Source organism: Stenotrophomonas sp. I18B00994, from assembly GCF_014145825.1.
GTDB classification, from domain to species: Bacteria; Pseudomonadota; Gammaproteobacteria; order Xanthomonadales; family Xanthomonadaceae; genus Stenotrophomonas; species Stenotrophomonas maltophilia.
Map to the genome: position 1 here is coordinate 1 of NZ_JACIUW010000043.1, position 11,667 is coordinate 11,667.

Genomic DNA, 11,667 nt, shown 5'->3' on the forward strand with positions numbered 1-11,667 from the left:
GGACCGTTGCCAGTTTCCCTATGGTTGCCGGCCAGCGGCCGGCACTACCTTTATGAATGGGCGATATTTCCCACCCTGCCCGCCCCGCCACAGCTTCGGTATGCTGGCGCCCTTTCCTGAATCCGGCGCCGCGAGCGCACTGCCGATGAGCCTGTTCCGCCCCCGCATGCTGCTGTCCGTCGCCCTGATCGGCCTGCTGGCCGGCTGCGGTGGCGATCCGGTCCGCCCTACGCCGCCGCCGGCGCCGACCGTGGTGCCACAGGCCAAGCCGGTGAAGATCGGTATCGCCCTCGGCGGTGGCGCGGCCAAGGGCTTTGCCCACATCGGCGTGATCAAGATGCTGGAAGCCAATGGCTTCGAGCCCGCGGTGGTGTCCGGCACCAGTGCCGGCAGCGTGGTCGGCGCGCTGTACGCCAGCGGCATGGACGCGTTCCAGATGCAGAGCAAGGCGGTGGCGCTGGATGAAGCCAGCATCCGCGACGTGCGGCTGTTCTCCGGTGGCCTGGTGCAGGGCCAGAAGCTGCAGGACTACGTCAACGAACAGGTTGCCAACCGTCCGGCCGAACGCCTGAAGAAGCCGTTCGCCGCCGTCGCCACCCAGCTGGAAACCGGCGAGCGCGCGATCTTCGTGCGCGGCAACGTCGGCCAGGCGGTGCGTGCGTCGAGCAGCATTCCCGGCGTGTTCGAACCGGTGAAGATCGGTGGTCGCAACTACATCGATGGCGGCGTGGTCAGCCCGGTGCCGGTGGATGCCGCGCGCCAGCTCGGCGCCGACTTCGTGATCGCCGTGGACATCTCCAGCAAGGCCAGCGGCAAGGCGCCGACCGACATGCTGGGCATCGTCAACCAGTCCATCTCGATCATGGGCCAGCGCCTGGGCGAACAGGAACTGGCACGCGCCGACATCGTCATCCGGCCGAAGGTGCTGGACATCGGCGCTGCCGATTTCAGCCAGCGCGGCACGGCGATCCTGGAAGGCGAAAAGGCCGCGATGGCCGCGATGCCGCAGATCCGCGCCAGGATCCAGCAGCTACAGCGTGCGCGTGCTGCGGCCGCTGCACCGGCGCCGGTGGCTGCCCCCAAGTGCGAGGAAGCCTCGCGCCTGGGCAAGCTGATGGGCCGCAAGGACAAGTGCTGAGGGCAACCCGCTCCATGCGGGTCACCCCCAGGGGCCTCACGACGGGTCAGGCGCCGATCTGGGCCAGTGCGTCGTTGGCTGCGGCCGTCACCGAGCTGCCGTAGCCATGGATGTACGAGCCGTTGCAGACCAGCGTGGCGTGCAGAATGACGCCATTGATTTCGGCCTTCTCGAAGTTGCAGCTCTGGCCTGCCGCTGTGGAGTAACGCATCAGTCGCATGGCGATGACGTTGGCGTCATCGATGCTGGCACCGAGCCCACTGATGGACCAGCTCTTCAGGGTCTGCGTGTTGCCGCAGTCGTAGCGGAAACGGAACCCCCAGGATTCCGGATAGTACGAACCCTGCAGCGGCGCTGCGCAATGGGTACCCGTGGCCGCCATTTCCGTCGCGATGGCCAGCGAGTTGCGCGCCGCGGTGGTGGGTGAGTTGCCCACGCCGGCGATCGACCAGCCATTGCAGACAAACTGGGCGAAAACACCCTTGCCGTAGGCACCACTGACGATGCTGCTGGCATCCGCGCTGCAGCTCACGCCGGCCTGCAGCACCGCCATGAAGCCGTTGAGGTTCTCCACCGCTTCATTGACCGAGACGCCGATTCCATAGACATAGCTACCATTGCACTGGCGCTTGGCCAGCGTCGACGAGTTGCTGGTCATGCCGACGAATTCAGTGGTACCGCAACTCAGCGCCAGAGGTTGGGCGTTGGCGATCTGGGGGGAAGCACCCGCAGCGGCCGGCATCAGGCCAGCGACAAGCAGGGCAATGACTGGAGCAAGGCAGACTTTCATGTCGATCTCTCCGGACAGGGTTGTCCAGTGAGTCTAGGAAGGCTGATTGCGTCACTCTGTCAGAGGTTCATCCGTCTCGCCGTAGGAAAATGCCTTGCGTCGCCCAGGATGCAAAGCAAGTCACGCTCTCCCACATCCGCCGGATGATCACGACTCCAGCTGCGAAAGCGGCAGTGCCTGGAAACCCTTCACCGTGCGCAGCACGAAGCTGGAATTGGCATCGGCCACGCCACCGGCGTTGAGCAACCGGTCCAGCAGGAAGCGAGAGAAGTGCTCCAGGTCGCGCACGTAGACGTGCAGCAGGTAGTCCATGTCGCCGGTCAGCGCATGGCAGGCCACCACCTCGTCCCACGCTTGCACGCTGTCCACGAAGTGGCCGATGGCGGCCTGGTCGTGCTTTTCCAGCTGTACGCGCACGAAGGCCTGCAGGCCCAGCCGCAGCTGCCGCGGCTCCAGCCGCGCGCCATAGCCGACGATCACACCCTCGCTTTCCAGCCGCTGCAACCGCCGCAGGCAGGCCGAAGGCGAAAGATTCACCCGCGCCGCCAGTTCGGCGTTGGTGGCGCGCCCATCCCGCTGGATTTCAGCCAGCAGGCGTATATCCGTGCGATCAAACTGGACTTCTCCGGCCATTGTTGCCCCGCAACATGGTGAGTACGCAAGGATATTGCGCCAAGAGGGCCAACGGGCGCAACTTTTGCAACCCTGTTGCGCGTGCTCTGCCCTAGCATCGTAGGCATCCCGTCAAGGAGTGCCCCATGGACCTCGCCCAGCCCCGCCGCGTCGAACACCAGCAGACCGACAAGGGCTATGTGCCGGTGTACACCACCGCGCTCGTCGAGCAGCCGTGGGACACCTATACCGCCGACGACCACGCCACCTGGAGCACGCTGTACCAGCGCCAGCGCGAGCTGCTGGTCGGCCGCGCCTGCCAGGAGTTCCTGGATGCACAGGACGAGATGGGCATGAGCGCGCACATGATTCCGCGCTTCGACCAGCTCAACGAAGTGCTGGGCGCCGCCACCGGCTGGACCCTGGTCGGCGTTGAAGGCCTGCTGCCGGAACTGGATTTCTTCGACCACCTGGCCAATCGCCGTTTTCCGGTGACCTGGTGGATCCGTCGCCCGGACCAGATTGATTACATCGCCGAGCCGGACCTGTTCCACGATCTGTTCGGCCACGTGCCGCTGCTGATGAACCCGGTGTTCGCCGACTACATGGAGGCGTACGGCCGTGGCGGCGTCAAAGCCCACGCGATCGGCCCGGATGCACTGCAGAACCTGACCCGCCTGTACTGGTACACGGTGGAGTTCGGCCTGATCGATACGCCCGAAGGCCTGCGCATCTACGGCGCCGGCATCGTGTCGTCGAAGGGCGAGTCGCTGTACTCGCTGGAATCGGCCGCGCCCAACCGCATCGGCTTCGACCTGCAGCGGATCATGCGCACGAAGTACCGCATCGACACCTTCCAGAAGACCTACTTCGTCATCGACAGCTTCGAACGGCTGATGCAGGCGACGTCGCCGGACTTCACCCCGATCTACGCGGCACTGGCCAGCCAGGCGCATCTGCCGGCCGGTGACGTGCAGGGCGATGACCGCGTGTTCCAGAAGGGCACCGGCGAAGGCTGGGCCGACGGCGGCGACGTGTAAGCGCACGGCGTACAGCGCTTCGCATTGAAAGGAAAACGGCGCACCTGGATGCACCGTTTTCGTTATTGCCTGCCTGCGCCATTGCAGCGGCGCGGCGAGGGCAGGGCACTCAGGCGTCCACGGCGCGGCAGGAACCACGCACCATCAACTGCGGATGCACGCTGGCTGCGGTCGGCGCATCCGGCAGATCGGACTGCACCAGCATCGCTGCGGCCATGCGGCCGATGTCGGACACGTGGCGGCGCACCGAGGTCAGCGGCGGCCACAGCCGCGAGGCCAGCGGGCTGTCGTCGTAGCTGACGATCGACAGCTGCTGTGGCACGGCAATACCCGCACGCAGCGCGACCTGGTAGACACCGGCCGCCATCTCGTCGTTGCCGGCGAAGATCGCACTGGGGCGGCCTTCACCCAGCAGCAACTGCTCGGCGGCATGCACGCCGGATTCGAAGGTGTCGCCCGCTTCCAGCACGCGCTCGCCCGGCAGGGTCAGCCCCACCTGGGCCAACCGGTCAAGGAAGCCATGGGTACGCTCACGCGCCGCGCGCCGGTCACCCGGTCCGGCGATCACCGCGATGTCGCGGTGGCCGAGCGAGAGCAGGTAGCCCGCTGCTGCTGCCGCGCCATCGCGATCGTGGGTGACCACCGCCTGCACGTCTTCTTCCGACGCATGCGCGTTGATCCGCACGTAGCGGCAGTCGATGTCGTCCAGCATCTGCGCGAGTGCAACCGATTCGGATGCACGCGGGCCGAGGATCACCCCATGCAGCTTCTGCTGCTGCACGAAGCGGCGCACGCCCTGCGCGCACTCCGGGTCCTGGCTGTCGCAGGGATGCACCACCAGCTCATAGCCGGTGCCGCGCAGCGCTTCAAGCGCGCCGTGCTGCAGGTCGACAATGCATTGGGCGCCGGGGTCGTCGTACACCAGCCCGATCAGGAAGGAGCGGCGGAACGCGAGTCCGCGCGCCAGGGGGTCGGGCACGTAACCGACCTCGCGCATCAACGCCTCGACCTTGTCGCGGGTGTCTTTGCGCACCAGCGGCGAGTTGTTGATGATTCTTGAAACCGTTTTCTTGGAAACTCCCGACAGTCGTGCGATGTCGTTGATCGTGGCAGCCTTGCCTTTCGATGCCGGTAACGCGGCATCGCTCATATTTCGCACTGACATGTATAGAACCAGGTAAGTCGGAGAATTCTAGCCTTGCGCCCGTCGGGCGCGAAGTTGCGGAATGTCGCAGCTGGAGCGGCACAGACCGTGTTCGACACGTTCCACCGCGTGAGGTTCCATTGTGATCGCTCTACTGCGTTTGCATCTGAACCGTTTTTCACGCGTGCTTGCCACGAATGCGGGTGCGACGCGCGCGAACACCAACATTCCCTTAACCATGCTCCGCTACAGTCGGGGCATGGACCTGCAGACCTCTCCGTTTCCGGCGTTCCGTGGCCGCGACCGGTTGATCGCCGCAGTCGACGCGGCGATGACCTCCGGTGATGCCGGGCGCATCACCGCCGACCTGCAGCTGGCGCTGCAGGAAGCCATCGCGGACAGCCGCATCGAGCTACCCGAATGCGTGCACCGTCCGGTCAGTGATCATTACGCGCGACGCCCGCTGTACCACAGCCAGGAACACGGCTACAGCGTGATTGCCATGAGCTGGGGCCCAGGGCAGGGCACGCCGCTGCACGACCACGATGCCATGTGGTGTGTGGAGGGCGTGTGGTTGGGGGAACTGGAGATCATCCGTTACGAACTGCTGGAATGCGCCGGCGAACGCTGGCGCTTCCGACGCCACGCCGCGCTGCGCGGCGGCTGCGGCAGCGCCGGCAGCCTCATTCCACCTCACGAATACCACACCCTGCGCAATGCCAGCGATGAAGCCCTGGCCATTTCGGTGCATGTATACGAAGCGCCGATGGAACGTTCGGCGGTGTTCGACCCGCTTGGGGGTGACTGGTACCAGCGCCGCATCCAGGCACTGCAGGCCGACGCAGTCTGAATCCGCCGCAGGGCAGGATACCAGCACCTTCGCAGCGTGCATGGCATCATGCGCCGCTGCGCTGCCGGACCCGGCGGCGATCCGCGATGCCCCATCGGGCAAGGAGCAAGACCATGTCCAGCGCTGATCCGCGCCTGCGCGCGCTGTTGAAGCTGGCACCGGTGATCCCGGTGTACACCCCCGAAGATGTGAATGAGGCGGTCGAAGTGGCCCAGGCGCTGTTCCGCGGCGGCCTGCCGGTGATCGAAGTGACGCTGCGCACGCCGCACGCGCTGGATGCGATCAAGGCCATGGTCGAGGCCGTGCCCGATGCTGTCATCGGCGCCGGCACCGTGCTCAACGCCGCGCAGATGCAGGCGGCGAAGCAGGCCGGCGCGCGCTTCGCGGTGTCGCCCGGTGCAACGGCGGCGCTGTATGCCGCCGCACGCGATGCCGACCTGCCGTACCTGCCCGGTGCCGCCACCGCCTCGGACCTGATCCTGGGCCTGGAGCAGGGCACGGACACCTTCAAGTTCTTCCCGGCGGTGCAGGCCGGTGGCGCTGCGTTGCTGGCGGCCTGGCACGGCCCGTTTGCCGACGTGCGGTTCTGCCCGACCGGTGGCATCAGCGCGCAGACCGCGCCACAGTTCCTGCACCTGCCCAACGTGCTGTGCGTGGGCGGCTCGTGGCTGACCACCCCGGCGCTGCTGCAGACCCGTGACTGGGACGCCATCGAACGACTGGCGCGCGAAGCATCGGTGCTGGCCAGCTGAACCTGCTGCACGGATCTTCAAAGGTTTGATCGTGATCAAAGCGCCGGCCTCGAGCCGGCGTCATTCTGTGGGCAAGCGCACTGCGGAGATCCGAACATGCAATCCACCATGAAGGCCGCCGTCGTACGCGAGTTCGGCAAGCCGCTGGTCATCGAGGAAGTCTCGGTACCGCGCCCGGGGGCGGGCGAGGTGCTGGTCAGGATCGAGGCCTGTGGCGTCTGCCACACCGACCTGCACGCCGCCGAGGGCGACTGGCCGGTGAAACCGAACCCGCCATTCATCCCCGGCCACGAGGGCGTGGGGCACGTCGTGGCCGTGGGAGGCGGGGTAGGGCACGTCAAGGAAGGCGACAGGGTCGGCATCCCCTGGTTGTACTCGGCGTGTGGCCATTGCGAACACTGCCTGGGTGGCTGGGAAACGCTGTGCGAGACGCAGCGCAACACCGGTTACTCGGTCAACGGCGGCTTCGCCGAGTACGCACTGGCCGATGCCAACTATGTCGGCCTGCTTCCGAAGGAAGTGGGCTTCGTCGAGATAGCGCCGGTGCTGTGCGCCGGCGTGACCGTCTACAAGGGCCTGAAGGTGACCGACACCAAGCCCGGGGACTGGGTGGCGGTTTCCGGCATCGGTGGCCTGGGCCACATGGCGGTGCAGTACGCCCGTGCGATGGGCCTGAATGTGGCTGCGGTGGACGTGGACGACAACAAGCTGGCATTGGCCCGGCAGCTCGGCGCGCAGATCACCGTGAACGCGCGTACCACCGATCCGGCCGCATTCCTCAGGAAGGAGATCGGCGGCGCGCACGGCGCTCTGGTCACCGCAGTGTCGCCCAAGGCGTTCGAACAGGCTCTGGGCATGGTCCGCCGTGGCGGTACCGTTTCGCTCAACGGCCTGCCGCCCGGCAACTTCCCGCTGGATATCTTCGGCATGGTGCTCAACGGCATCACCGTGCGCGGCTCGATCGTCGGCACCCGGCTGGATCTGCAGGAGTCACTGCAGTTCGCCGCCGAAGGCAAGGTCGCAGCCACGGTCAGCACCGACCGCCTGGAAAACATCAACGACGTGTTCGCGCGCATGCACGCGGGCACCATCGAAGGCCGCGTGGTGCTCGACTTCGCCGCCTGACTGCCTGTGCATGGCCGCCGCTGCTCCGTACCCCTCTCCCGCGGGCACGGCGGCCATGCCGATTCATCGGTAGTGCCGGCCGCTGGCCGGCAAAAGCCCAGTCGGTTCGGTAGTGCCGGCCGCTGGCCGGCAACGAGGGCACTCTGTGGCAGCCGTACAATACGCGCATGCCTGGCCTGCTCAAGCCCCTGTTCCTGTCCATCGTCGCCCTGATCGGCGGCGTGCTGTCGCTTGCGCTGGTCAGCAGCGTCGCCGGCTGGTTGCCGCCGTTGCTGGGCCTGTCGCCGGACAGCAATAGCGTGCAGCTGGGGTGGGACCTGGCCTTCAGCGTACTCGGTGGCGTCGCCGGCATTTCCTTTGCCACTTACTACGCGCCGTGCTGGCCGCGTTCACACGGGTTCTCGATCTGGTCGCTGATCGCGCTGGGCTGTGGCTACGCGATGTGGACGGCGGGTGCGGACTTCCCGTTCTGGTTCGTCATTTCGCTGTTGGCATCGCTGCCGTTGCAACTGCTGGTCGGTTGGTGGTTCGGGCGCCGCCCCTCGCGCGATCTGCGCTGAGCGCATGCAGGTAGTGCCGGCCGCGGGCCGGCAACTGCAGGATGGCCGAGGTTGCCGGCCCGCGGCCGGCACTACCGCTTCAGCGACGGCAGCCTCTGCTTCAACCGCGCGATGCCCTGCCATGGGTCACCCTTCAGCCGCTTGGCGCGCGCCAGCGCCTTGGCCATCGGAAACGCGTCGGCCGCGCTCACCCGGGCCAGTTCTTCCCAGCGCAGCGGCACCGCCACGCCGGCAGCATCTCGCGCGCGCAGCGACCATGAACACACGCTGGTGGCACCGCGTGTGTTGCGCAGCCAATCGATGAAGATCACGCCGCCGCGCTTGGCCTTGCTCATCGTCGCCACGTAGCGATCAGGCTGCTCCAGCGCCATTGCCTGCGCGAACGCCTCGCAGAACGCCTTGGCCTCGTCCCAGCCAGCCTTGGGCTGCAGCGGCACCACCACGTGCACGCCCTTGCCACCGGACAGCCGCACGAAGCTCTGCAGGCCCACCTCCTGCAGGCGGTCACGAACATCGCGCGCAGCGGCCTTCACCTGTGCCCAGCTCACCCCTTCGCCTGGATCGAGATCGAACACCAGACGATCCGGGTGCTCGGGATCGGCCACGGTCGCGCCCCACGGATGCAGTTCCAGGGTGTTCATCTGCACCAGCTGCAGCAGGCCCCGCGCATCGTCGACGTAGACGTAATCCTCGCGGCCGCTCTTCTGCTGCAGGGGTACCGCATGTACCGCGTCCCCCAGGCCGGGGCCATGGTGCTTCTGGAAGAAGCAGGCCTTGCCCACGCCGTCCGGGCAGCGCAGCAGTGACAGCGGACGTCCGGCAATCTCGGGCAGGATCCAGCGCGCCATTCGCTGGTAGTAGTCGGCCACGTCACCCTTGCGCAGTTTCTGCCTTGGAAACACCACCCGCTCCGGATGAGTGATCTCGACCTCGCCTCCGGTCTCGGTATCTGCGGTGCTCATTCCCAGGTCCTCCTTCTGCTTGTCGCTGCGCAGTCGCTTGAAACTGGCCTGGCGCAGCAGGCCTTCCTTGCCCCAGCCACGGAAGGCCACCTCGGCAACCGCCAATGGCTTCACCCAGCGTACGCTGGCAGCGCGGAACGGCACATGCGCCGGCAGCTGCAGCACGGGCGTCTTCACCGCCAATGGCTGCAGTGCCTTGAGCAGCGCGCGCAGGCTTTGGTCGTCGAAACCGGTGCCAACGCGGCCCACATAGCGCAAGCCGCCCTTGTCCGGCGTCGCCAGCAGCAGCGAGCCGAACCCCAGCCGGGAACCCTTGGGTGCCGTGTAGCCGACGATCAGGAACTCGTCGGTGTCTTCGTGCTTCACCTTCACCCAGCTGCGCGCGCGGGTATTCACGTACGGGGCATCCACCTGCTTGCTGACGATGCCTTCGAATCCGGCCTTGCCACTGGCATCGAACACCTGCGGGCCATGGTCGATCACGTGCTCGCTGAAGGCCAGGGTGCCAGGCGCCGGCCCAATGAGCTCTTTCAGGAGTGCTTTGCGCTCCAGCAACGGCGCACGACTGATATCCGCTCCAGCCACGCCCGGAAGATCGAACACGATGTAGCGCAGCGGTTGCTTCGAGCTGCCGTCGATCACCCGCTGCAACGCTGCGAAGTCACTGCGTCCTTCCTTGTCCAGCACCACCAGTTCGCCGTCCAGGCGTGCATCGCGCACCGGCAGCGCCTGCACGGCCTGCACCACTTCGGGAAAATCATCGGTCCAATCCAGACCATTGCGGGAGCGCAGCTTGACCTCGCCATCGTGCAGATCCGCCAGCAGGCGATAGCCATCCCACTTGATCTCGTGAAGCCAGCGGTCGCCGTCCGGCGCACTGTCGCGATGATCGGTCAACTGCGGTTTGAATGCATGCGGGTAGGGTGCGTCACGTGCGCCGTGCAGTTGCAGCGCGCGTGCATGCCAGCGCACATCGGCCTTGCGTGTGGTCGTGCGTGCGGCGGGTGCAGCTCGCGCCGTCTTGTCCGCGGAACGCTTCTTCGCCGCAGGTGTTCGTTTGGGCATCGGTGCCGTCAGCAGGTCATCCGCCTCCGCGTCGCGCGCTTCCCCGTCACCGCGCTTGATCAACAGCCACTGCACCTGGCGTCCTTTCATCGCGGTCCGCACCAGCTTCCAGCCACCGGCCAGGCGTTGTCCATGCAGCACGAAGTCGATCCTGCCCGCCGCCAGTGCCTGCAGTGGATCGCCTTCACAGGCCCAGGTGCCGTGATCGAAGACTTCCACGTGGCCCGCACCATAGTGGCCTTCAGGAATGTCTCCCTTGAAACCGGCGTAGGACAGCGGATGGTCTTCCACTTCCACGGCCAGCCGCTTTTCACCGACGCGCAGGGAAGGCCCCTTGGGCACCGCCCAGCTCTTCAGTACGCCGTCCATTTCCAGGCGGAAGTCATAGTGACGCGAGCTGGCATGGTGCAGCTGGATGACAAAGGTCGGCCGCTGCTTCGGGTCGCCCGGTGTGGGCGTGTCGTCGGGCTCCGTTGTCTGCCCGGCGCCACCGCCAAGCCGGCGTTTGCGCCGATACTGGTGCAACGACATGGCTCACCCCGCCTTGCGTCGGGGTGCGGTCTTCTTTGCAGCCTTCTTCGTTGTCTTCTTTGCGGCCTTCTTCACTGGCGGCTTGGCGGCTGCTTTGCGCGTTGCGGCCTTCTTCGCTGGCGTTCGCTTGTTCGCATCCAGGCTCTTCTGCAGCAGCGCCATGAAGTCGACCACATTGGTACTGGCGTCCTCGCGCGGTGCCGGCTCATCGTCCACCCGCGTGGTGCCGCCCTTGGACTTGATGCGCTTGTTCAACACCTGCTGCAGGCGCTCGCGGAATTCATCGTGGTACTGCGACGGATCCCAGTCGCCGGCCATCGACTCGATCAACTGCTCGGCCATCGCCGTTTCCTTGCTGGTGATGCGGTAGTCGGAAAGTTTGCCGGTGGGCAGCTTGTAGTCCTCGGGATCCACCAGTTCCTGCGGATAGCGCAGGATCATCAGCACCAGCGCGTCCTCATGCGGCATCACCGCACACAGGTATTCGCGCGTACGCACGACCACCCGCGCGATGCCCACCTTGCCGGTGCTGCGCAACGTTTCGCGCAGCAGCACGTAGCCCTTCTCGGCCTTCTTGCCGGGCACCAGCAGATACGGTTTCTCGTAGTAGCGCGGGTCGATCTGCGCCGCATCCACGAATGATTCCACCTCCACCGCTTCGTGGCTTTCCGGCGCAGCCGAGCGGATATCACCTTCCTCCAGCACGACATAACTGCCCTTGTCGTACTCATAGGCTTTGACGATGTCCTTCCAGGGCACTTCCTCGCCGGTGTCGGCGTTGACCCGTTCGAAACGGATCGGCTTGCGGTCGCGGGAATCGAGCATGCGGAACTGCAGGTCGACCTTGCGTTCGCCGGACATCAGCGACACCGGCACGTTGAGCAGGCCAAACGACAGCGTGCCGGTCCAGATCGGGCGGGCCATGGGCGTACCTTTGGCGGGGCAGGGCATCCAGCTTCGGATGGGCGGTGTAAACCACCCGTGTCGATACCGTGCACGTGGGTTCTACGCAGATGCGGTAGTGCCGGCCGCTGGCCGGCAGGGCTCGCGGCCTGAAGTTTTCTGGGGTTGCCGGCCAGCGGCCGGCACTACAGCAGC

The 11,667-nt window shown here is 66.1% G+C and carries 11 protein-coding genes; 6 read left to right on the forward strand and 5 right to left on the reverse strand.

Annotated elements, in window-relative coordinates:
- Positions 1-145: 145 nt before the first annotated feature.
- The gene (locus H4O10_RS21995; RefSeq protein ID WP_005411784.1) at positions 146-1,138 is read left to right on the forward strand and encodes a patatin-like phospholipase family protein; all 993 of its coding nucleotides are present in this window, start codon (positions 146-148) and stop codon (positions 1,136-1,138) included.
- A gap of 46 nt (positions 1,139-1,184) precedes the next feature.
- Here H4O10_RS21995 and H4O10_RS22000 read toward each other — a convergent pair whose 3' ends face one another.
- A complete protein-coding gene (locus H4O10_RS22000; protein WP_005411783.1) occupies positions 1,185-1,928 on the reverse strand; it encodes a hypothetical protein in 744 nt (247 codons plus the stop codon).
- A gap of 147 nt (positions 1,929-2,075) precedes the next feature.
- Positions 2,076-2,561 (reverse strand): Lrp/AsnC family transcriptional regulator, encoded by a 486-nt coding sequence (locus tag H4O10_RS22005; RefSeq protein ID WP_005411782.1) that lies wholly within the window; start codon positions 2,559-2,561, stop codon positions 2,076-2,078.
- A 125-nt stretch (positions 2,562-2,686) separates the two neighbouring features.
- Here H4O10_RS22005 and phhA point away from each other — a divergent pair, with 125 nt between their 5' ends.
- Entirely contained in the window at positions 2,687-3,580 is an 894-nt protein-coding gene (gene phhA, locus H4O10_RS22010; protein WP_049454349.1) for a phenylalanine 4-monooxygenase, read from the forward strand.
- 109 nt (positions 3,581-3,689) lie between these two features.
- Here the strand turns inward: phhA and H4O10_RS22015 are convergent, their stop codons facing one another.
- Positions 3,690-4,745 carry a LacI family DNA-binding transcriptional regulator gene (locus tag H4O10_RS22015; RefSeq protein ID WP_049454348.1) on the reverse strand — a complete coding sequence of 352 codons (1,056 nt, stop codon included), beginning with the start codon at positions 4,743-4,745 and terminating at the stop codon, positions 3,690-3,692.
- Between the two features lie 238 nt (positions 4,746-4,983).
- On the opposite strand from H4O10_RS22015, the gene H4O10_RS22020 reads away from it, so the two are divergent.
- From H4O10_RS22020 to H4O10_RS22035, 4 genes are all read left to right on the forward strand, one after another.
- A complete protein-coding gene (locus H4O10_RS22020) occupies positions 4,984-5,574 on the forward strand; it encodes a cysteine dioxygenase family protein (protein WP_049454346.1) in 591 nt (196 codons plus the stop codon).
- 113 nt (positions 5,575-5,687) lie between these two features.
- Complete coding sequence (gene eda, locus H4O10_RS22025) at positions 5,688-6,326, forward strand: bifunctional 4-hydroxy-2-oxoglutarate aldolase/2-dehydro-3-deoxy-phosphogluconate aldolase (protein ID WP_033833529.1); 639 nt, start codon at positions 5,688-5,690, stop codon at positions 6,324-6,326.
- 96 nt (positions 6,327-6,422) lie between these two features.
- Positions 6,423-7,451 carry an alcohol dehydrogenase AdhP gene (adhP, locus tag H4O10_RS22030; RefSeq protein WP_033833528.1) on the forward strand — a complete coding sequence of 343 codons (1,029 nt, stop codon included), beginning with the start codon at positions 6,423-6,425 and terminating at the stop codon, positions 7,449-7,451.
- A 167-nt stretch (positions 7,452-7,618) separates the two neighbouring features.
- Complete coding sequence (locus tag H4O10_RS22035) at positions 7,619-8,011, forward strand: hypothetical protein (RefSeq protein WP_033833527.1); 393 nt, start codon at positions 7,619-7,621, stop codon at positions 8,009-8,011.
- Positions 8,012-8,082: 71 nt separating this feature from the next.
- Here the strand turns inward: H4O10_RS22035 and ligD are convergent, their stop codons facing one another.
- Complete coding sequence (ligD, locus tag H4O10_RS22040; RefSeq protein WP_049454341.1) at positions 8,083-10,569, reverse strand: DNA ligase D; 2,487 nt, start codon at positions 10,567-10,569, stop codon at positions 8,083-8,085.
- 3 nt (positions 10,570-10,572) lie between these two features.
- Complete coding sequence (locus H4O10_RS22045) at positions 10,573-11,493, reverse strand: Ku protein (RefSeq protein ID WP_088470435.1); 921 nt, start codon at positions 11,491-11,493, stop codon at positions 10,573-10,575.
- Positions 11,494-11,667 lie beyond the last annotated feature (174 nt).